The sequence below is a fragment of the Vreelandella sp. 2A-K22 genome, assembly GCF_054065485.1.
Window position 1 is genome coordinate 1 of sequence record NZ_JBSUGC010000003.1, and the last position, 20,390, is coordinate 20,390.

Here is a 20,390-nt window from a genome sequence, read left to right on the forward strand (position 1 = left end):
CGCTGGGCGACAGGTCGTGGGTGCGGCTGGCAAACTCAACCGAGAGCGAAAACGGCTCAGACAGCGCCTCACGATGGGTAAAGCGCACCACGGCGGTGTCATCGGCCCCGGGTAGGGTCAGGGTAAACTGTAGGCCTGTGCCGTCTGCCATCGCGCCGCTCCTTGGATCGTTATCTGTTAAATGAGAACGAGTTAGGATAGCGAGCCAGTGGCAGAGGGCAACCCCTTGAGGGCACGAAGCGTTAATGGCTTACACGCTTGTAAGAAATGGCTTACAAAATTTTAAGCCATATCTTACAAATCGATGGGTAATCAGATAAAAGCGAATTTAAATTAATTGAGGTTGAGCGTTAGAAGGGAAGATGCAACGAGGCGCTTAGCATATTGAGGTGGCTGAGGGTTGGGGCGTCGATGCGTTCGTACTCTAGGCGGCTGACGAGTCGATTGATCGTCACCGTGGCGCCGAAACCTTGCAGCAATGCAGTACCGCTTTCATCGGCGCCTTCCAGGTCGCTTTCCCCACGCCATTCTGTGATGCCGGACTTCGCATAGATGCTGAAAGCACCCATGCGAACTCCGGCAACAATGGCGCCACCTAAACTGAGTGTATCCATGATGAGCGGGTTAACACCGGAGGAGGTGGAGATCTCTTCGCTTTCCCGGTAGGCAATTTCAGCGCCAATATCGATTTGGGGGAGGCGCCAGGGGCTGTAGCCTGCGGTGACCCGAAAACCGCTGGTATAGTTATCAAGGCTTTGAAGGTCACTGCCTTCTAAGATAACGCCGTTATCCAGCTGCATGAGTTCGCTATTAGGGGCGGTATAGGCCATCACCGGCGGAGTGTCGTCGGCGTAGCTGCTAAACCAGGGAACGGAGCAGCAGAGCAGGGTGCTTGCCAAGCGTTTGATTGGCATTTCTCTTACACCTATCGGTACATACCCAAGTGTTGTCGTATAGCCATGGGTAGAGAGGAAAAAGCAATTCTATTCAGATTAGCAACTGGCTTGGATTTCCACCACTTTAATTGCGCCCTGGGCTAGGTTATCGACTAAATTTTTACCCATAGTGATAAAGCGCTCACCAAATACCCACTGGGGGGACAGCACCGCTTGCCGGGGTGTCTGCTCTTTTTGACGTTGCCGCTGGCGCCACGCCAAAGCCATTTCGCTCCAGTCGTCCACGTGTTCAAGTTGAAAGCCGCCCACTTCAAGCAGTCGAGTTAGTTCAACCAAGGTAAGTAGATGGGAGTGCTTGGAGGAGGCTGCCCAAGGCACTGGGTAGCGAAGTTGCGCCACGTTGGGGCCGCTGACCACTTCGTGCATCACTATCTGCCCGCCAGGGCGCAGAACACGACGGCTTTCTGCGATTACCTTGGTGGCATCGGGCATATTGAGTAGGCTGTGCTGAAACAGCACGGCATCAAAGCTGTTATCCGCAAAGGGCAGAGCGCTAGCATCGCCCGTTACCCAGGCAAGCGGTGGGGCGTCTGGCTGTACCCGTAAGCTCAGCGATTTATTGAGCGCACTAAAACCGTGGGTGATATCCAGCCCCATCATTTGAAAACCGAGTGAAGCACCCTGGCGCATTAGCCCGCCCAGCCCAGCGCCAATATCCAGCACCTTACCGTGGGTGTCAGGGTTGAGCCGTTCCAGCAGCCGTGTAGAGGCTGCCACACCGCCAATATGCAGCTGATCCAAAGGCGCCAATTGGTGCAGCGTAGGGCCAGCAGGGTAGTGAGCATTGATCTGCGCCAATATCTCATCAGCGCGCAGGGCGCGCTGATAGTGGTTGGCTAAAGGGTTGGAAGGGGTCATCGCTTACGATTCTTGATCCAAGCCCAACTCTTGAATGGAAATTTCACGCATTTTAAATTTCTGAATCTTGCCGGTGACGGTCATCGGGAACTCGTCAACGAACTTAAAGTAGCGCGGAATTTTGAAGTGGGTGATCTTGCCTTTGCAGTACTCGCGTAGCTCTTCACCGGTGACGTCACCCGCGGTGCTGTTGAGTTTCACCCAGGCAATCAGCTCTTCACCATACTTCTTGTCGGGCACGCCGGTGACCTGTACTTCTGAGATCGCCGGGTGGGCGTAGAGAAACTCTTCGATCTCTTTGGGATAGACGTTCTCGCCGCCGCGAATGACCATATCTTTGATGCGGCCGACGATCTGGATGTAACCCTCTTCATCCATGGTGGCCAGATCACCTGTGTGCATCCAGCCTGCTTCGTCGATGGCCTCGGCGGTGGCTTTATCGTTGTTCCAGTACTTCAGCATTACGCTATAGCCGCGGGTACACAGCTCGCCGATTTCGCCCCGAGGCAGAATGCCGTCGTTGCCAGGGTCGACAATTTTGTTCTCTAAGTGAGGCTGGGTACGGCCCACGGTGGAAACGCGTTTCTCAATGCTGTCGTTGGCACCCGTTTGAGTGGAGACCGGGCTGGTTTCGGTCATACCGTAGGCGATCTGCACGCCCTTCATATTCATCTTGCTGATTACCTGCTTCATGATTTCCGCAGGGCAGATCGAGCCCGCCATAATCCCGGTGCGCAGTGTGGAGAAGTCAGTGCTAGCAAAACCCTCGTGTTCAAGCTCGGCGATAAACATGGTGGGCACGCCGTAGAGCGCGGTGGCTTTTTGATCGTGCACTGCCTTGAGCACCTTGCCGGGATCGAAGCCCTCATCCGGGTAGATCATGGTGGCGCCGTGGGTCATACACCCCAGGTTGCCCATCACCATGCCAAAGCAGTGGTAAAGCGGCACCGGAATCACCAGGCGATCTTCGCTGGTAAAGCCCATGCTCTCTGCCACGAAGAAGCCGTTATTGAGAATGTTGTGGTGGGAAAGCGTTGCGCCTTTAGGAAAGCCCGTGGTGCCCGAGGTGTACTGGATATTGATCGCATCATCAAACTGCAGCGTCGCCTGCAGGTCGTCAACGTCAGTTTGGCTAACTTTGTTGGCTTCTTTCATCAGGTCAGACCAGCGCCACATGCCGCTGAGCTTTTCGCTGCTTAAATTAATAATGCACTCAAGGTCGGGCAGCTTTTGTGACTTCAGCTCGCCATCGTTACTGGCTTTTAATTCGGGTGCCAGCTCATACAGCATGGCGCTGTAGTCAGAGCTTTTAAAGCTGTTGGCAGTGACCAGAAAGCGCGCGCCAGACTGGTTCAGTGCGTATTCCAGCTCATGGGTACGGTAAGAGGGATTAATGTTGACCAGGATGGCGCCAATTTTGGCGGTGGCAAACTGGGTTAACGTCCACTCGCTGCAGTTAGGCGCCCACATGGCAACGCGGTCACCCTTATTAACGCCAATGGAGAGCAGCGCGCGGGCACAGCGGTTAACCTCTTCGTGAAGCTGGCGATAGCTCCAGTGAATATTCTGGTGCAGCACAATCAGGGCGTCGTTATCAGCATGCTGTGTCGCGATTTGATCAAATTTATCGCCAATCGTCATACCTAGAAGCGGCTTGTCTGCCATGCTGCTGGAGTAGCTGGGTTGGGTAAGGGTAGATGATGCCATGGTGTATCTCTCCGATATTTTTTTTGTCCGAACGGGAAGGCAGAGGATAGTTAGCTGCTTTTAATTTTTATTATTCACTTCTCATCTCAACGGCTAGGGCCTTTTGCCAGGGCGACTTTGGAACTGGGCTTGCGGCCTAGCTCGCCGGTGATCCAAAAGCCGGTATCGATCACTGCCTGCAGGTCGATACCCGTTTCAATCCCCAGCCCTTCAAGCATGTAGAGCACGTCTTCGGTGGCCACATTGCCGGAGGCGCCCTTGGCGTAGGGGCAGCCGCCGAGGCCTGCCGTGGCAGCGTCAATAACGCTGACGCCTTCTTCCATTACCGCGTACAGATTGGCCAGCGCCATGCCGTAGGTATCGTGAAAGTGGGCCGCCAGGAACTCAATGGGCACCTGCTGCTGAACGGCTTCAATCATGCGCTTGGCAGCCAGCGGTGTACCGACGCCAATGGTGTCCCCTAGCGACACTTCGTAGCAGCCCATCTCATAAAGTGCCTTGGTGACTTCGGCTACTTTGCCAGGCGCGATTTCGCCCTCATAAGGGCAGCCCAATACGCAGGAGACGTAGCCGCGTACACGTACGCCCGCATCGCCTGCGCGCTTGAGCACCGGTTCAAAGCGTGCCAGCGATTCGGCAATTGAGCAGTTGATGTTCTTTTGCGAGAAAGCTTCAGATGCAGCACCAAATACTGCCACCTCTTCAACGCCAACGGATAAGGCGTTTTCAAGCCCTTTCAGGTTAGGCGTGAGCGCTGAGTAAACCACGCCGGGTTGGCGCTTAATACCAGCCATCACTTCGATGGCGTCACCCATTTGCGGCACCCATTTGGGTGACACAAAACTGGCGGCTTCAATATGCGTCATACCCGCCTTGGCAAGCCGCTCGATCAGGGCAATTTTGGTCGCCGTGGGTACAATCCCCCCTGGCTCGTTTTGTAGGCCGTCCCGGGGGGCCATTTCAAACAGGCGAACGTGCTGAGGTAAGGTAGATTGGCGCAGTGTCATGGAGAGCTCCTTATTCGTTGGCCGCAAAGTCGAGCAGCACGGCGCCTTGGCTCACGGTGTCACCGGCTTGGAAGTGGAAGGTTTCCACGCTGCCGTCCGCCGGAGCGGTCATGGTGTGCTCCATTTTCATCGCTTCCATCACCATCAGTGGCATGCCTTTCTCAACATTAACACCGGGCTCCACCAGCAATGCAACGACCGTGCCGTTCATGGGTGCGGTTAGCGTGGATTCTGCCTCGTGGTGACCGTGATCAATGGCATCGATGCGCCGCCAGAACAGGCGGGTTTCACCGCTGGGGTCGGCCATGACCACCACATGACCGTCGCGGCGGGCCTGCAGGCGGCGGCGGTGGCCATTCAAGGTAACCGCTACCGCATCGCCGGTGAGCGGCTGCAAACTCGCGGTAAGGGTTTCATCACCAATAGTGAGATTCCACAGCGACTCGCCAGGGCTGCGTTTACCTTCGACGATCACTACCGCTTCATCGCTATCCGGCGCTTGTGCACTTGCCGGGTCACACAGGGCAATGCGAATGGTGTGCGGTGCGTTGAGGCGGAAGCCGTCGTGGCGATCCCAGGGCGAGTCGCTTTCGCACTCCTGAGCCAGTTGATTCAGGCCAATCAGCGCCGCGCTGGCGTAGGCCTCCATACTGTAAGTGCGGGGAGCAAACAGCGTCGCTTCGTTGCGCTCGATAAAGCGGGTATCCAGCTCCACGTTCTTAAAGCCCGGATGCGTTGCCAGGCGCATTAAGAAGGCGCGATTAGTGACAACCCCTTGAACGTCCAGCGCTGCTAGTGCGCGGTTAAGCGTGGCCAACGCCGCATCTCGGTCGGCACCGTGAACGATCAGCTTGGCGAGCATGGGGTCGTAGTGCATCGACACCGCATCGCCGCTCTCTACACCGCTATCTAAACGTACCTGGTCGCCGCTTAGACCAGCGCCTTCTAAATCCAGTGCAAAGCGAGTGAGCAGGCCGGTAGCGGGCAGGAAATCCTGATCCGGGTCTTCGGCGTAGATACGCGCTTCAAAGCTATGGCCGGTGATCGTCAGCTCATCTTGAGAGCAGGGCAGCGGTTCGCCCATGGCGACGCGCAGCTGCCACTCGACCAAATCCTGGCCGGTGATCATCTCAGTGACGGGGTGTTCGACCTGGAGGCGAGTGTTCATCTCCATAAAGTAGAACGAACCATCAATGTCTAGTAAAAATTCGACGGTACCTGCGCCCACATAGCCGATCTCCTGGGCGGCGCGCACCGCGGCATCGCCCATAGCGCTGCGCAGCTCTGCCGTCATGCCGGGGGCCGGGGCTTCTTCAATGACTTTTTGGTGGCGCCGCTGAACGCTACAGTCCCGCTCGAATAGGTAAACGCCGTTGCCGTGGCGGTCGCAAAATACCTGCACTTCCACATGGCGGGGCTGCACCAGGTACTTCTCGATTAGCATGCGGTCATCGCCGAAGGCGGCTTTTGACTCACGACGGCAGCCATCTAACGCTGCCTGGAAACCATCACCCGATTCGACAACACGCATGCCTTTACCACCGCCGCCCGCGCTGGCTTTGAGCATTACTGGGTAGCCAATTTTGTCGGCTTCACTGCGCAGCAAGGCGTCGTCCTGATCGTCACCATGGTAGCCCGGCACCAGCGGCACGCCCGCATTGGCCATACGCGCTTTAGCAGCAGATTTATCGCCCATGGCGGCAATTGCTGAGGCGGGCGGGCCGACGAAGGTAATGCCCGCTTCTTCAAGGGCTTTGACGAAGGTACCGTTTTCGGAAAGAAAGCCGTAACCGGGGTGAATCGCGCCGGTGCCGGTGCGCTTGGCAGCTTCGATCACCGCATCAATATTGAGATAGCTTTCCCGGGCGGCGGCAGGCCCCAGACGAACGGCCTCGTCGGCTTCACGCACGTGGCGTGCGCTGGCATCGGCGTCAGAGTAAACCGCGACGGTTTTCAGGCCCATACGGCGCGCAGTGCGCATCACGCGGCAGGCGATTTCACCGCGGTTGGCGACCAGCAGGGTGTCAAAAGGCGTCGTGCGAGCGGCTTTTTCGGCTCTTTCGTTTTTTTCAATAGGGGGTGAATGACTCATGAGCGACGCTCCGAAGCGTGGGGTGTGTTATTAGAATCGGCCCAGGCGGGGCGGCGCTTTTCAAAGAAACTGGATAAGCCCTCTTGGCCCTCGTGGCTTACCCGCAGTTTGGCGATCACCTGACAGGTATGTTCGCGGGTGGCGTCACTGTCAGGTGCTTGAGCGACCGAGGCCATCAGCGCTTTGGTGGCGCGCTGGGCTTGGGGCGAGCCGGCTAATAGGGTGGCCAGCATGGCATCCACTTCGTCGTCTAGCTTATCGTGCTCCACCACCAGATGGACTAAACCCAGCGCGAGCGCTATTTCGGCGTCCATGACTTCTGCGGTTAACGCATAGCGGCGCATCTGTCGCTCGCCTAGAGCCCGCTGCACGTAAGGGCTGATGACTGCGGGCGATAGGCCTATTTTGACTTCCGAAAGGCAGAATTTGGCTTTACCCGAGGCGATTACCACATCGCAGCAAGCGGCCAAACCCACCGCGCCGCCAAAGGCGGCGCCTTGCACACGGCAGACGGTAGGGCAGGGCAGCGTATCCAGGCCGTGCATGAGCGCGGCGAGCTTGCGGGAATCGGCGACGTTATCTTCCAGGTCGTAATCGACCATGCGCTTCATCCAGTTCAGATCGGCACCCGCGGAGAAGCTTTTGCCTTCTGAACCCAGCACTACCGCGCGCACATCGCCTGAATCGGCCAACGTATGCAATTGGTCAAGGTGCGCGTTTAGCTCAGCGATCAGGCTGTCATCAAAAGCGTTATGCACTTCGGGGCGGTTTAAGGTCAGGCGCGCCACACCCTCTTCTATAGTCAGCGTTGAGTAAGCCATGGTAAGACCCCCTTACATCCGGAACACGCCGAAGCGTGTCTCTTCGATTTCTGCGTTCATCGCGGCAGCTAAAGAAAGCCCTAACACATCGCGGGTTTGCAGCGGATCAATCACGCCGTCGTCCCATAAGCGGGCGCTGGCGTAGTAGGGGTGGCCCTGATGCTCGTACTGGTCGCGGGTGGGCTGCTTAAAGGCTTCTTCCTCCTCTTTGCTCCACTCGCGGCCTTCGCGCTCATGCTGCTCGCGCTTAACCTGGGCCAATACGCCCGCCGCCTGCTCGCCGCCCATCACTGAAATGCGCGCGTTGGGCCACATAAACAGCAGGTTGGGGTCGTAAGCGCGGCCACACATACCATAGTTACCGGCGCCGAAGCTGCCGCCAATCAGAACGGTGTATTTGGGCACCTTGGCGCAGGCCACGGCAGTGACCAGCTTGGCGCCGTGCTTGGCGATGCCCTCGTGCTCGTACTTGGAGCCGACCATAAAGCCGGTGATGTTCTGCAGGAAGATCAGCGGAATCTTGCGCTGAGCGCAGAGCTCGATAAAGTGCGCGCCTTTCACCGCGCTTTCGGAAAACAGCACGCCGTTATTGGCCACAATACCCACCGGGTAGCCGTGAATATGCGCAAAGCCGGTGACCAGGGTTTCACCGTAGTAGCGCTTGAACTCGTCAAAGTCGGAGTCATCGACGATGCGGCCAATGACTTCGCGTACGTCGTAGGGCTTTTTCAGGTCGGTGCCGACAATCCCATACAGCTCGGAAGGATCAAGTTTGGGTGGCTTGGGTGCCTGCATGGCCAGCTTGCCGCGCTTTTGCCAGTTCAACCGCGACACACAGGCGCGGGCAAGCTGCAGCGCATGGGCATCGTTTTCCGCGTAGTGGTCGGCGACGCCGCTGATCTTGGCGTGAACATCTGCCCCGCCCAGGTCTTCGGCGCTAATGCTTTCACCGGTGGCGGCTTTCACCAAGGGCGGGCCACCCAGGAAAATCGTGCCCTGCTCTTTAACGATAATCGACTCATCCGCCATGGCGGGTACGTAAGCGCCGCCCGCGGTGCAGGACCCCATCACCACGGCGATTTGCGGGATGCCTTCAGCCGACATGGTCGCCTGGTTATAGAAGATGCGCCCGAAGTGATCGCGGTCGGGGAAGACTTCATCCTGGCGGGGCAGAAAGGCGCCGCCGGAATCGACTAAATAGATACACGGCAGGCGATGCTTGCGGGCAATCTCCTGGGCGCGAATATGCTTTTTCACCGTGAGCGGAAAGTAGGTGCCGCCTTTCACCGTGGCATCGTTAGCGACGATCACGCACTCCACGCCGGAAACACGGCCAATACCAGTGACCACACCAGCGGCAGGGATCTCGCTATCGTATATGTTGTGCGCCGCAAGGGCGGAAAACTCTAGAAATGGCGAACCTTCATCAATCAAGTGATCAATGCGGTCGCGGACAAACAGTTTGCCCCGGCTTTCGTGACGCTCGCGGGCTTTGCTGCCGCCGCCTTGAGCGACGGCGGCGGTCAGTTCACGCAGTTTGTTCACTTCACCGAGCATTGAGGCTGCGTTGGTTTGAAACACATCGCTGCGCGGGTTGATCTGAGTGGAAATGGAGCTCATGACAGGACCCTGCTGAATTTAATTAAAGACTTTCGGTGAAGAGTTCGCGACCAATTAGCATCCGCCGAATCTCGCTGGTGCCTGCGCCGATCTCATACAGCTTGGCGTCGCGCAGCAGGCGCCCGGTGGGGTATTCGTTGATATAGCCGTTGCCGCCGAGTAGCTGAATGGAGTCCAGTGCGACCTGAGTGGCTTTTTCGGCGCAGTAGAGAATCACCCCGGCAGCGTCTTTGCGGGACGTTTGGCCACGGTCACAGGCACCGGCTACGGCGTATAAATAGGCGCGGCAGGCGTTCAGGGTGGTGTACATATCCGCCACTTTGCCCTGCACCAGCTGGAACTCACCGATTGACTGGTTGAACTGCTTGCGCTCGTGGATATAGGGCATCACCACATCCATGGCGGCCTGCATAATGCCAATCGGGCCAGCGGCCAGTACGGTACGCTCATAGTCCAGCCCGCTCATCAGTACGCGTACGCCTTTGCCTTCTTCACCGAGAATGTTCTCAGCGGGAACGGCGCAGTCCTGGAATACCAGTTCACAGGTGTTGGAACCGCGCATACCCAGCTTGTCGAGCTTCTGGGCGGTGGAGAAACCGGGTATGCCCTTTTCGATAATAAACGCGGTGATGCCTTTGGAACCGGCGTCTGGGTCGGTTTTGGCGTACACCACTAGCACATCGGCATCGGGGCCGTTGGTGATCCACATTTTATTGCCGTTAAGGATGTAGTGATCGCCATTCTGCTTGGCACGTAGCTGCATCGACACCACATCCGAGCCTGCGCCGGGTTCCGACATGGCCAAAGCGCCCACGTGGTCGCCGCTGATCAGTTTGGGGAGGTACTTGGCTTTCTGTTCGGGGGAGGCGTTGATCTTGATCTGGTTAACGCACAAGTTGGAGTGGGCGCCGTAAGAGAGGGCTACCGATGCGCTGGCCCGGGAAATCTCTTCCATGGCAATGCAGTGGGCCAGATAGCCCATGCCGCTGCCGCCATCCTCTTCCGAGACGGTAATCCCCAATAGCCCCATATCGCCAAACTTCTTCCACAGGTCGTTAGGGAACTCGTTGTTGCGGTCGATTTCGGCCGCACGGGGGGCTATCTCGCTGGCAGCAAAGGCGTTGACCTGCTCGCGTAACATGTTCAGTTCGTCTTCGAGGCCAAAATTGAGTTCTGAGTAGTGTGAAAACATGGTCAATCACCTGTGCTGATTATTTGTGTTTGCTATCTGTAATTAGCCATCTGGGCTGGCGTAGCTGTGTCGGCTAATCGAGCTGGCGGACGCGTCAGTGCATAGTGGCGGAAGAGGGGGCTGAGGCTTTATCGGCCGAACTCGCGTGCTCTTCTTCGTTTTGTGTTTCTTGAGGCTCTTTTTCGAGTAGTTCTTCGAGCGCTTGGCGGCAGCGGATCTCAGCGCTTTCAAGCTCTAGCTGAACCATGGTGATGTCTTTCATTTGTTGATCCAGCGCCGCACGGCGCTCGCCTATTTTGCTTAGCATTAGATGCAGCTGCTTTTTACTGCCGCTGCGGGTTTCGTCCCAAAGCTCGAACAGTTCGCGTATCTCTGCCAATGAAAACCCTAGCCGCTTACCGCGAATGGTGAGCTTCAGCCGTACACGGTCTTTGCTGCTGTAAACCCTGGTTTGCCCGCGGCGCGTAGGGTGGAGCAGTTCCTGATCTTCATAGAAGCGAATGCTACGGGTGGTTAAATCAAACTCGTTGGCTAGTTCACTGATCGAGTAAGTTTTGCTCATGGTGACGTTCTCTCACAAAGTCGTTGTTCCCAATATATGACGCCTATGGAACACTGCCACCGAGGCTAAAACAAGTTTACGTTAACGTAAAGCAATTGTTGCTAGCAGTTGAAAAGCGTTGAAATTAGGTAAGTTGTTGATATTTATGTTTTGAAGGCAGCTATTAATTTAGGATAATGTCGTCGATAGACCAAAGTTGTAATTGTATTGCTATAGCGACAGTTGCTAGTTTGCACATACACCTTACGTTCAGGTAAGGCAGTAGCAGCCGCTTTTGCCATGCCTGTAAAGAATTAGCACAACAACAATAAGAGGCTTGCCACTCTATGAGTGCAAACGATGTCCTTCAGGGACCTGTCCTCGAAACCCGAGGGCTGACCAAAGAGTTTCGCGGCTTCACCGCCGTGGACGATGTCAATCTCCAGGTACAGGAAGGGCATATTCACGCACTGATTGGCCCCAATGGGGCTGGTAAAACCACCGTATTTAACTTATTGACCAAATTTCTGCCGCCTACCCGCGGCGATATTTTGTATCGCGGCAACTCAATCACCAGTAAAAAATCCAACGAAATAGCTCAGTTAGGGTTGGTGCGCTCATTTCAGATCTCCGCGGTATTCGCCCATATGACCGCGTTGGAGAATGTGCGAGTGGCCCTACAGCGCAAGCTGGGTACCTCGTTTCATTTCTGGAAATCTGAGAAATCCCTGGATCACCTTAATGAGCGCGCGCTTGAACTACTGGAAGAAGTGGGTCTGCGGGAGTATGCCGATACGCTAACGGTAGAAATGCCCTACGGTCGTAAACGAGCACTTGAACTGGCCACTACCCTTGCGCTTGACCCCACCATGATGCTGCTTGATGAACCTACCCAAGGCATGGGCGCAGAAGACGTCGACCGCATCGTGGCGCTGATTAAGCGTGTCTCCCAGGGGCGCACCGTATTAATGGTGGAGCACAACCTGAGCGTGGTTAGCCGCCTATGTGACCGCATCACCGTGTTGGCGCGAGGCGCTGTTTTGGCTGAGGGCGATTACGACGCTGTCTCTCGGAATCCATTGGTACGCGAAGCCTATATGGGCAGCGATGCCGCGGAAGAGGATGGTTCTGAAAAAGAGGGAGCTGCCGTATGAATATCGCTGAGGCCGAAGCGCCGGTTGAAAACACGCAAAGCCTGGAAATGCTGCGGGTGCAGGATCTACACGCCTTTTATGGCGAGTCGCACATCCTGCACGGCGTCAATTTTGATGTGAAGCGTGGCGAGCTGGTAACGCTGCTGGGCCGCAACGGCGCCGGGCGAAGTACCACGTTGAAATCGATCATGAACATGGTGGGGCGCAGAACGGGCTCTATTGTGATTAACGGTAATGAAACGCTGCATATGAAGCCGCACCATATCCCGCGTCTCGGGGTGGGTTACTGCCCGGAAGAGCGCGGTATTTTTGCAAGCTTGGATGTGCACGAGAACCTATTGCTTCCACCCACTGTGCGTTCCGGCGGTATGAGCCTGGACGAAATCTACGCCATGTTTCCGAACCTTTATGAACGGCGTAGAAGCCAGGGGACGCGGCTTTCCGGGGGGGAACAGCAGATGTTAGCCATGGCGCGCATCTTGCGCACCGGCGCGCGCATGCTGCTGCTCGATGAAATTACCGAGGGGTTGGCCCCGGTGATAGTGCAGAAACTTGCCGAAGTGCTGGTTCAGTTGAAAGAGCGCGGTATGACCATTGTGCTTGTGGAGCAGAACTTTCGCTTTGCGGCGCCGCTTGCGGATCGCCACTTCGTGATGGATCACGGTCAGATTGTTGAAGAAATCAGCGCCGCGCAGCTGCCATCGCGTCGGGAACACCTCAACTCAATGCTGGGGGTATAACGCACAGTTTATAGACACTTAAAAGTTCATTACGCCAACAGTTTCGCTGATCACAAAACAACAATATTAATCAGTAATTTGCAGTACGCACTTCCACGACAGCTCAAAAACAACACAACAACAAAGGCCTCCGGGCCAGGAGACGAATATGACCTTTATGAAAAAAACGCTGGCCGCCAGCATCGCCGTCGCGGCCGCTTCAAGCCTCGCTATGTCTACCGCCCAGGCTGATATGAGCGATGGTGAAGTCCGTATTGGTTACCTTGCCGATATGTCAGGCACTTATCGAGACCTCGCAGGCCCCGGCGGCTTAACCGCCATGGAGATGGCAGTGGCCGATTTTGGCGGCAGTGTAAATGGCGCGTCCATCGTTATTTCCAGTGCAGATGATCGCAATAGCGCTGACGTCGGTGCTAATACCGTGCGTGGTTGGATCGATCAGGATAACGTCGATATGGTGGGCGGTTTGGTAGCGTCTTCTGTGTCCATTGCGGTGACCAAAGTGCTGGAAGAGAACAATGGCCTGGGTATCGTGTCCGGCTCGGCGGCTTCTAGCATTACCAACGAACACTGTACTCCTAACCACATCCACTGGGTGTACGACACCTATCCGCTCGCTAACGGTACCGCCAAAGCCGTCGTAGAGCAGGGCGGCGACAGCTGGTTTATGCTGACCGCAGACTACGCCTTCGGTCATGCACTTGAGTCCGACGTAACCAAAGTAGTGGAAGAGAGCGGCGGTGAAATTGTGGGCGGCGTTCGTCATCCCTTCCCGACTAACGACTTCTCTTCGTACATTCTTCAGGCTCAGGGCTCTGGCGCGAAAATTATTGGCTTGGCCAACGCCGGTGCCGATACCGTTAACGCGATCACTACGGCCAGCCAGTTTGGCTTGACTCAATCTGGGCAGCAGCTAGCAGGCCTGTTGATTTTCTTGAATGACGTTCACGCCCTTGGCCTGGAAGCCACTCAGAACCTGCTGCTAACTACAGGCTGGTACTGGGATATGGATGAGCAGTCCCGCGAATGGGCACAGCGCTATTTCGATGAAGTAGGCCGCATGCCGACCATGGTTCAAGCGGGTATCTACTCCAGCACCATGCACTACCTGAAAGCCGTTGAAGCCGCGGGTACCGACGACCCTGAAACCGTACGTGCACAAATGGCCGAGATGCCTATTGAGGACTTCTTTGCCCGCAACGGCAGCATTCGTGAAGATGGCCGCATGATCCACGACATGTACCTGGCCCAGGTTAAAACGCCGGATGAGTCCACCGGTGAGTGGGATCTTTACGAAATCCTCAGCACCATTCCCGCCGAAGAAGCCTACCGCCCGCTATCTGAAAGCCAGTGCAAATTGGTGCAAAACTAATTTCCCGGCTGAGCTTGAGCCAGATAGCCATCGCAAGTGATGTGTAGAACCGGTTGGCGGCAAGTTGCCGCCAACTGTTTGAGGGCGAGGAGAGTCGCGTTATGACGATGATATTCGGCGTGCCAATGGCCGTCTTCATGGGCCAGCTAACGCTGGGTCTTGTGAATGGCGCCTTTTACGCACTGCTTAGCCTGGGCCTGGCGGTCATCTTCGGCCTGTTGAAGATCGTCAACTTTGCCCATGGGGCGCAATACATGCTGGGGGCCTTCGCCGCACTGTTGGGCTTTCGCTATTTGGGCATTAATTACTGGCTGGCGCTCATATTGGTGCCGTTAGTGGTCGGCGCTTTCGGTGTGCTGCTAGAGCGCTTTTTGCTGCGCAGGATCGCCCATCTGGATCACCTCTATGGGCTGCTGCTGACCTTTGGTTTGGCGTTGATTTTTGAGGGCACGCTGGTCAACTTCTTCGGTGTTTCCGGGGCGCGTTACGCTACACCGGAGATCCTCCAGGGCGGCTTGAACCTGGGCTTTATGTTCCTACCGACATATCGCGCCTGGGTACTGGTGGCAGCGCTGGCGATGTGCCTGTTTACCTGGTTTATGATCGAGCGTACGCGGTTGGGTGCTTACCTTCGCGCAGGTACTGAGAACTCGCAGCTGATGCAGGCATTTGGCGTTAATGTGCCGCTGCTGATCACGCTCACCTATGGATTTGGGGTTGGTCTTGCTGCGTTTGCCGGCGTGTTGGCAGCGCCGCTCTATCCGGTATCGCCGACCATGGGGTCGAGTTTGTTAATCGTGGTGTTTGCGGTGGTGGTCATCGGCGGGATGGGTTCGATTCTAGGTGCCATTATTACCGGTCTCTCCATGGGCATCATCGAAGGGCTGACCAAGGTGTACTACCCCGAAGCCTCTAATACGGTGATCTTTCTTGTCATGATCCTAGTGCTCATGTTGCGCCCCGTTGGGCTGTTCGGTAAGGAGGCATGAACATGGCAGAATCTCAATCAATGGCGGCGCCATCCGCGGTGCTGGAACGTCAGAAGCGGGCCAAGTTTCGCCGCAATATGTTCTATCTGGCGCTAATCGTGGTGGGGCTGGTAGCGCCATTCTTGGCCTATCCCGTGTTCTTGATGAAAGTGCTCTGTTTTGCGCTGTTTGCCTGTGCGTTCAACCTGTTGCTTGGCTATGCGGGGCTGTTGTCTTTCGGCCATGCGGCATTCTTGGCCACTGGTGGTTACGTAACCGGCTACCTGTTGGCGAGCTACCCTGGATTAACCCCGGAGCTGGGTATTATCGCGGGGACTGTTCTGTCCACCCTGCTTGGGGTGGTGTTTGGGGTGCTCTCCATCAGGCGTCAGGGTATCTATTTTGCCATGGTGACTTTAGCGATCGCCCAGCTGGTCTACTTCATGTTTGTACAGGCACCGTTTACCGGCGGTGAGGATGGCTTGCACGGCGTGCCCCGTGGCGAACTGTTTGGGTTTATCAGCCTGAGCAGCAACCTGGCGATGTACTACTTTGTGTTCGCGATTTTCATCTTCGGCTTCGCGCTGATTCAACGCACGGTGCACTCGCCGTTTGGCCAGGTGCTAAAAGCGATTCGTGAAAACGAGCCCCGCGCGGTATCGCTGGGCTACAACGCCGATGCCTATAAGCTAGTGGCGTTCGTGATCTCTGCAGGTTTAGCGGGCTTGGCGGGTTCGACCAAAACCGTGGTTTTCCAGCTGGCTTCGCTGACCGATGCGCACTGGCATATGTCCGGTGAGGTGATTTTGATGACCCTGCTGGGCGGTGTGGGCACCTTGCTGGGGCCGTTAATGGGCGCAGGTATTGTGGTCAGCTTGCAGCATATCCTGGCGCAGTCACCGCTGGGGAATTGGGTTAGCGTTATTCTCGGTATCATCTTTGTGGTCTGTGTGCTCAGTTTCCGTAGCGGAATAATCGGTGAACTGGACAAGATGTATCGCAAAAACTTTAAGTAAGCGTTTTTTTTAAATAGCACTCTCTCTGTCCGATTTTGGGCGCCGTTGGGCGCCCTTTTTTTGATTCTTTTATAAGGCCTACGCCTAAGGTAGCAAGCGTTGGCAGGTTGCTTGTAGCCGAGTAAATGGATAAGTTAACGTTAACGTCAATTATAACGACAACAGCAGTGCGCACGCGCATTTGCGGAGATACGCCATGAATTTTGAACTCAACGAAGACCAGGTCGCCTTTGCCGATATGGCACGGGCGTTTGCCCAAAACGAGCTAGAGCCCCACGCCGCCGAGTGGGATCAAACCTCCTTCTTCCCCGTCGATGTGATTCGTAAAGCCGGCGAGCTGGGCTTCTGCTCTCTTTATGCACCGGAAAGCGTGGGTGGGCTAGGCCTCTCGCGTTTGGATGCCAGCATCATTTTCGAACAGCTCTCCATGGGCTGCACCTCTACCACGGCCTACCTAACCATTCACAATATGGTCACCTGGATGCTGGCAGATTTCGGTACGCCGGAAGCGGTAGAGCAGTGGGGCGCAAGGCTGGCCACAGGCGAGCTGTTGGGTTCTTACTGTTTAACCGAGCCTAACTCAGGCTCCGACGCCGCCTCGCTGAAAACCACTGCCAAGCGCGACGGCGACCATTACGTGTTGACCGGCAGCAAGATGTTTATTTCCGGCGCCGGAAGCACCGATTTTCTCGTGGTGATGGCGCGCACCGGCGGTGAGGGCGCCAGCGGCGTTTCGGCGTTTGCGGTTGATGCCAAGAGTGACGGCATTAGCTATGGGCGCAAGGAAGAGAAAATGGGCTGGAACAGCCAGCCCACCCGCATGATTACCTTTGAAGAGGTGCGGGTACCCGCCAATCATCTGCTCGGCAATGAAGGCGACGGTTTTAAAATCGCCATGAAGGGCCTCGACGGCGGGCGTATCAATATTGCTACCTGCTCTATCGGCACCGCCCAGCAGGCGATCAACAAAGCGCGGGAGTATATGCTGGAGCGCAAACAGTTCGGTAAGCGCTTAGCCGAGTTCCAGGCGCTGCAGTTCCGCTTAGCCGATATGGTCACTGAGCTGGTCGCTGCACGGCAGCTGGTGCGCATGGCCGCTACCAAGCTGGACGCTGGCCACGCCGACGCACCGACCTACTGTGCCATGGCTAAACGCTTTGCTACCGATGTGGGCTTCAAAGTGTGCGACGAAGCGCTTCAGCTTTACGGCGGCAATGGCTATATCAAGGAGTACCCCATGGAGCGCTACGTGCGTGATACCCGGGTACACCGGATTCTTGAAGGTACCAACGAAATCATGCGGCTGATCATCTCCCGTCGGGTGCTGGCAGACGGCGCCACCGAGCTGTAAATGACGATGAATAAGATTACGGTGGATACGATAGCGACGGATAAGGAATGCCAATGAGCAGCGTACTGTTTACTGAACACGCCACCCAAGACGGCCACGTAATTGCTGAGGTTAAGCTCAATGCCGAGCGTTCGCTGAACGCTTTAACGCTTGAGATGTGTGAAGAGATGCTGCCGCGCCTTCGCGACTGGGCCACCGACGAGCGGGTGGTAGCGGTGCTGCTGGATAGCGCAGGCGAAAAAGCCTTTTGCGCCGGTGGCGACGTTGTGAATTTGTATAAAACGATTACCGGCGAGGGCGACCCCAGCTTCCCCGAGCGCTTTTTCGAGACCGAGTATCGACTCGATTTTCTACTCCATACCTACCCCAAACCGGTGATTTGCTGGGGCAATGGCATTGTGATGGGCGGCGGCATGGGGCTGTTAAGCGCCAGTAGCCACCGTGTCGTGACCGAGACCTCGCGTTTGGCTATGCCGGAAGTCACCATCGGCCTCTACCCGGATGTTGGCGCCAGCTGGTTTTTAAACCGGCTTCCCAACGGCGCAGGGCACTTTCTAGCCATGACCGGCTGCCAGATCAATGCGCCAGATGCCGTTCATCTAGGTTTGGCTGACCGCTGTATCGCCAGCCACCACCGTGATGCCATGCTGCAGCAACTGACCGACGCACAGTGGGGAGCCGGTGAGAATACCGATGCCAACGGGGTGGTTAACCGCATCATGCGTGAGCTTGAGCAAACATCGCAGCCTGTATTTGCTGAGATGGAAGCGCCCGTATACCAGCACTCGCCGCTGATTCGCGAGTTGATGGATCACGACAGCGTGGAGCAAATTGTCGCCGCTATTGCGGCGGTAAAAAGCGACAATCAGTGGTTTGGCAAGGCACAGAAAACGCTGGCCCACGGTAGCCCGGTGTCAGTGAAATTGATTGATGAGCAGCTAAAGCGGGCTAAACATATGTCGCTGGCAGAGGTGTTCCAATCCGAAATGTCGCTATCAGTGCAGTGCTGCCGCCACCGTGAGTTCCCCGAGGGCGTTCGCGCACTGCTGGTCGATAAAGACGGGCAACCGAACTGGACGTATCCCGATGTGGCCTCGGTAGAGGAGAGCTTTATCAACGAGCTACTATCTTCCGCATGGTCGCAAAATCCGCTGGCGGATCTACGCTAATATAATCTTCCCATTACCGGCTAATAAGGATAATAAAATGAACACCATCGCATTTATCGGCCTGGGCAATATGGGCGGCCCCATGGCTGCCAACCTAGTAAAAGCTGGCTTTGACGTGCGCGCCTTTGATCTTTCTCAAGAGGCGCAAGAGACCGCCAAAGGGAATGGCTGTGAAGTGGCTTTCTCTGCTCAGGAAGCTGCCACCGACGCCGACTTTATCATTTCAATGCTGCCCGCCGGAAAGCATGTACGCGGGCTATATATTGAAGACGATGCGCCGCTGTTTGAAGTGATCAAACGTGGAGCGCTGGTCATCGACTGCTCTACCATTGACGGTGCCACTGCCCGAGGCGTTGCTGAAGAGGGCGAGAAGCTGGGTATCGGCTTTATCGATGCGCCGGTTTCCGGTGGCGTGGGCGGCGCGCAAGCGGGCACCTTGACCTTTATTGTGGGCGGCAGCGAGGTCGAGTTCAGGCTGGCCAAGCCGGTGCTGGAAGCCATGGGCAAAAACATCTTCCACGCCGGAGATCACGGCGCAGGGCAGGTGGCCAAAGCCTGCAACAATATGCTGCTCTCTATCCTGATGGCGGGCACCTGCGAAGCGATCAATATGGGCGTCAAAAACGGCCTGGATCCCGCGGTGCTTTCAGAGATCATGAAGCAGAGCTCCGGCGGTAACTGGGCGCTCAATGTTTACAATCCCTACCCAGGCGTCATGGAAAACGCACCGGCCTCCAATAACTACCAGGGTGGCTTCCAAGTCGACCTAATGATCAAAGACTTAGGCCTCGCCATGGATGTCAGTCAGCAAAGCGCCTCCGCAGTCCCCATGGGCTCCGCCGCACGCTCACTGTTCACCCTGCATAAAGCCAAAGGCAACGGTAAACTCGACTTCTCAAGCTTGATGCAGTTTTATCAGGATAAAGAAGGTGAATCGTGAGGAGTAAATGGTAAATGGAGAGGAGTGAATAGGTTTTGTAGCGCGTGGTAACGAGTAGCGAGCGCAGCGAGAAACGAGGCACCCGCGAGAGGGCGGCGAAGCCGCCCCAGCTATCCCACCGAAGCCACAGCTTGTCTCCGGCCTCAAGGGCGGGCAAACTTAAAGAAACTGCTCATATACAAGGACTACCATGATCACGCTTTGGGGCCGCAACAACTCCACCAACGTCAAGAAAGTGCGCTGGGTGCTAGAAGAGCTGGAACTACCGTTCGAACAGATCCAGGCTGGCTTGGAGCACGGGGTAAACAACACTCCGGAATACCTGGCCATGAACCCCACCGGGCTAGTGCCGCTACTCAAAGATGACGCTACCAACAGCGTGCTGTGGGAATCCAATACGATTATTCGCTACCTTGCCGCGCAGTACGGGCAAAGCAAGCTATGGATCGAAGCCCCCGCCGAACGGGCGCAGGCAGAAAAGTGGATGGATTGGTCGAACAGCACCCTATCACCCAGGCACCGCACAATCCTGATGGGTTATGTCAGAACCCCACCCGAAAAACGCGATAACGCTGCCATTGAAGCGGGTATGCAGGCGTGTGAAGAGCTGTTTGAGTTGATGGATAACGTGCTGGCCAAGCAAGCGTTTTTCTCGGGTAATGAGTTTGGCCTGGGCGATATTGCCGTTGCACCCTTTATCTACAACCTATGGCATATCGGCTTAACCTGGCAGCCGCGCCCCAATCTAGAACGCTGGTACCAACAAATCGCTGAACGCCCCGCCTACCAAAAAGTGGTGGTGATTCCTGTAACGTGATGCTTGAATCTAAATGAGGTAAGCGCAATTGTAGCGTGTGGTAACGAGTAGCGAGCGCAGCGAGAAACG

The 20,390-nt window shown here is 56.1% G+C and carries 18 protein-coding genes; 9 read left to right on the forward strand and 9 right to left on the reverse strand.

Annotated features, from left to right (window positions below):
- Window positions 1-350: 350 nt before the first annotated feature.
- From ACW17M_RS04340 to ACW17M_RS04380, 9 genes are all read right to left on the reverse strand, one after another.
- Entirely contained in the window at window positions 351-914 is a 564-nt protein-coding gene (locus tag ACW17M_RS04340) for a porin family protein (protein ID WP_035537446.1), read from the reverse strand.
- Between the two features lie 78 nt (window positions 915-992).
- On the reverse strand, window positions 993-1,814 hold the full coding sequence (locus ACW17M_RS04345; protein ID WP_027959149.1) for a class I SAM-dependent methyltransferase: 822 nt from the start codon (window positions 1,812-1,814) through the stop codon (window positions 993-995).
- A 3-nt stretch (window positions 1,815-1,817) separates the two neighbouring features.
- A complete protein-coding gene (locus ACW17M_RS04350; RefSeq protein WP_161463428.1) occupies window positions 1,818-3,521 on the reverse strand; it encodes a fatty acid CoA ligase family protein in 1,704 nt (567 codons plus the stop codon).
- Between the two features lie 86 nt (window positions 3,522-3,607).
- On the reverse strand, window positions 3,608-4,528 hold the full coding sequence (locus tag ACW17M_RS04355; RefSeq protein WP_161463427.1) for a hydroxymethylglutaryl-CoA lyase: 921 nt from the start codon (window positions 4,526-4,528) through the stop codon (window positions 3,608-3,610).
- A gap of 10 nt (window positions 4,529-4,538) precedes the next feature.
- Window positions 4,539-6,620 (reverse strand): acetyl/propionyl/methylcrotonyl-CoA carboxylase subunit alpha, encoded by a 2,082-nt coding sequence (locus tag ACW17M_RS04360; RefSeq protein WP_342584706.1) that lies wholly within the window; start codon window positions 6,618-6,620, stop codon window positions 4,539-4,541.
- Complete coding sequence (locus tag ACW17M_RS04365; RefSeq protein ID WP_342584707.1) at window positions 6,617-7,441, reverse strand: enoyl-CoA hydratase/isomerase family protein; 825 nt, start codon at window positions 7,439-7,441, stop codon at window positions 6,617-6,619. Before ACW17M_RS04365 ends, ACW17M_RS04360 begins: the two co-directional genes overlap by 4 nt.
- 12 nt (window positions 7,442-7,453) lie before the next feature.
- A complete protein-coding gene (locus ACW17M_RS04370) occupies window positions 7,454-9,061 on the reverse strand; it encodes a carboxyl transferase domain-containing protein (protein ID WP_342584708.1) in 1,608 nt (535 codons plus the stop codon).
- Between the two features lie 22 nt (window positions 9,062-9,083).
- Window positions 9,084-10,253, reverse strand: a complete 1,170-nt coding sequence (locus tag ACW17M_RS04375) for an isovaleryl-CoA dehydrogenase (RefSeq protein WP_342584709.1) — start codon at window positions 10,251-10,253, stop codon at window positions 9,084-9,086.
- A gap of 94 nt (window positions 10,254-10,347) precedes the next feature.
- Complete coding sequence (locus ACW17M_RS04380) at window positions 10,348-10,815, reverse strand: MerR family transcriptional regulator (RefSeq protein ID WP_022523812.1); 468 nt, start codon at window positions 10,813-10,815, stop codon at window positions 10,348-10,350.
- 326 nt (window positions 10,816-11,141) lie between these two features.
- On the opposite strand from ACW17M_RS04380, the gene ACW17M_RS04385 reads away from it, so the two are divergent.
- The 9 genes from ACW17M_RS04385 to ACW17M_RS04425 all read left to right on the forward strand — a co-directional run bounded on the left by ACW17M_RS04385 (window position 11,142) and on the right by ACW17M_RS04425 (window position 20,321).
- On the forward strand, window positions 11,142-11,948 hold the full coding sequence (locus tag ACW17M_RS04385) for an ABC transporter ATP-binding protein (RefSeq protein WP_022523811.1): 807 nt from the start codon (window positions 11,142-11,144) through the stop codon (window positions 11,946-11,948).
- Complete coding sequence (locus ACW17M_RS04390; protein WP_027959156.1) at window positions 11,945-12,688, forward strand: ABC transporter ATP-binding protein; 744 nt, start codon at window positions 11,945-11,947, stop codon at window positions 12,686-12,688. Before ACW17M_RS04385 ends, ACW17M_RS04390 begins: the two co-directional genes overlap by 4 nt.
- Window positions 12,689-12,836: 148 nt before the next feature.
- Window positions 12,837-14,060: an ABC transporter substrate-binding protein gene (locus tag ACW17M_RS04395; RefSeq protein ID WP_022523808.1), complete on the forward strand. Its 1,224-nt coding sequence runs from the start codon at window positions 12,837-12,839 to the stop codon at window positions 14,058-14,060.
- A 101-nt stretch (window positions 14,061-14,161) separates the two neighbouring features.
- The gene (locus ACW17M_RS04400) at window positions 14,162-15,049 is read left to right on the forward strand and encodes a branched-chain amino acid ABC transporter permease (RefSeq protein ID WP_022523807.1); all 888 of its coding nucleotides are present in this window, start codon (window positions 14,162-14,164) and stop codon (window positions 15,047-15,049) included.
- Between the two features lie 2 nt (window positions 15,050-15,051).
- Window positions 15,052-16,044, forward strand: coding sequence for a branched-chain amino acid ABC transporter permease (locus ACW17M_RS04405; RefSeq protein ID WP_141441220.1), 993 nt, complete (start codon window positions 15,052-15,054; stop codon window positions 16,042-16,044).
- A gap of 196 nt (window positions 16,045-16,240) precedes the next feature.
- Window positions 16,241-17,395, forward strand: coding sequence for an acyl-CoA dehydrogenase family protein (locus ACW17M_RS04410; protein WP_138801653.1), 1,155 nt, complete (start codon window positions 16,241-16,243; stop codon window positions 17,393-17,395).
- A 53-nt stretch (window positions 17,396-17,448) separates the two neighbouring features.
- A complete protein-coding gene (locus tag ACW17M_RS04415; RefSeq protein ID WP_457546985.1) occupies window positions 17,449-18,564 on the forward strand; it encodes an enoyl-CoA hydratase/isomerase family protein in 1,116 nt (371 codons plus the stop codon).
- A 37-nt stretch (window positions 18,565-18,601) separates the two neighbouring features.
- Window positions 18,602-19,504, forward strand: coding sequence for a 3-hydroxyisobutyrate dehydrogenase (gene mmsB, locus ACW17M_RS04420; protein WP_342584710.1), 903 nt, complete (start codon window positions 18,602-18,604; stop codon window positions 19,502-19,504).
- A gap of 190 nt (window positions 19,505-19,694) precedes the next feature.
- Window positions 19,695-20,321: a glutathione S-transferase family protein gene (locus ACW17M_RS04425; protein ID WP_342584711.1), complete on the forward strand. Its 627-nt coding sequence runs from the start codon at window positions 19,695-19,697 to the stop codon at window positions 20,319-20,321.
- The last annotated feature ends 69 nt before the right edge of the window (window positions 20,322-20,390 follow it).

Bases quoted from the DNA above. Each gene is read 5' to 3' on its own strand.
- ACW17M_RS04340 (WP_035537446.1), bottom strand. From the start codon at position 914: ATGCCAATCAAACGCTTGGCAAGCACCCTGCTCTGCTGCTCCGTTCCC.
- ACW17M_RS04390 (WP_027959156.1), top strand. From the start codon at position 11,945: ATGAATATCGCTGAGGCCGAAGCGCCGGTTGAAAACACGCAAAGCCTG.
- ACW17M_RS04360 (WP_342584706.1), bottom strand. From the start codon at position 6,620: ATGAGTCATTCACCCCCTATTGAAAAAAACGAAAGAGCCGAAAAAGCC.
- ACW17M_RS04355 (WP_161463427.1), bottom strand. From the start codon at position 4,528: ATGACACTGCGCCAATCTACCTTACCTCAGCACGTTCGCCTGTTTGAA.
- ACW17M_RS04350 (WP_161463428.1), bottom strand. From the start codon at position 3,521: ATGGCATCATCTACCCTTACCCAACCCAGCTACTCCAGCAGCATGGCA.
- ACW17M_RS04375 (WP_342584709.1), bottom strand. From the start codon at position 10,253: ATGTTTTCACACTACTCAGAACTCAATTTTGGCCTCGAAGACGAACTG.
- mmsB (WP_342584710.1), top strand. From the start codon at position 18,602: ATGAACACCATCGCATTTATCGGCCTGGGCAATATGGGCGGCCCCATG.
- ACW17M_RS04425 (WP_342584711.1), top strand. From the start codon at position 19,695: ATGATCACGCTTTGGGGCCGCAACAACTCCACCAACGTCAAGAAAGTG.
- ACW17M_RS04395 (WP_022523808.1), top strand. From the start codon at position 12,837: ATGACCTTTATGAAAAAAACGCTGGCCGCCAGCATCGCCGTCGCGGCC.
- ACW17M_RS04410 (WP_138801653.1), top strand. From the start codon at position 16,241: ATGAATTTTGAACTCAACGAAGACCAGGTCGCCTTTGCCGATATGGCA.
- ACW17M_RS04415 (WP_457546985.1), top strand. From the start codon at position 17,449: ATGAGCAGCGTACTGTTTACTGAACACGCCACCCAAGACGGCCACGTA.
- ACW17M_RS04345 (WP_027959149.1), bottom strand. From the start codon at position 1,814: ATGACCCCTTCCAACCCTTTAGCCAACCACTATCAGCGCGCCCTGCGC.
- ACW17M_RS04405 (WP_141441220.1), top strand. From the start codon at position 15,052: ATGGCAGAATCTCAATCAATGGCGGCGCCATCCGCGGTGCTGGAACGT.
- ACW17M_RS04400 (WP_022523807.1), top strand. From the start codon at position 14,162: ATGACGATGATATTCGGCGTGCCAATGGCCGTCTTCATGGGCCAGCTA.
- ACW17M_RS04385 (WP_022523811.1), top strand. From the start codon at position 11,142: ATGAGTGCAAACGATGTCCTTCAGGGACCTGTCCTCGAAACCCGAGGG.
- ACW17M_RS04380 (WP_022523812.1), bottom strand. From the start codon at position 10,815: ATGAGCAAAACTTACTCGATCAGTGAACTAGCCAACGAGTTTGATTTA.
- ACW17M_RS04370 (WP_342584708.1), bottom strand. From the start codon at position 9,061: ATGAGCTCCATTTCCACTCAGATCAACCCGCGCAGCGATGTGTTTCAA.
- ACW17M_RS04365 (WP_342584707.1), bottom strand. From the start codon at position 7,441: ATGGCTTACTCAACGCTGACTATAGAAGAGGGTGTGGCGCGCCTGACC.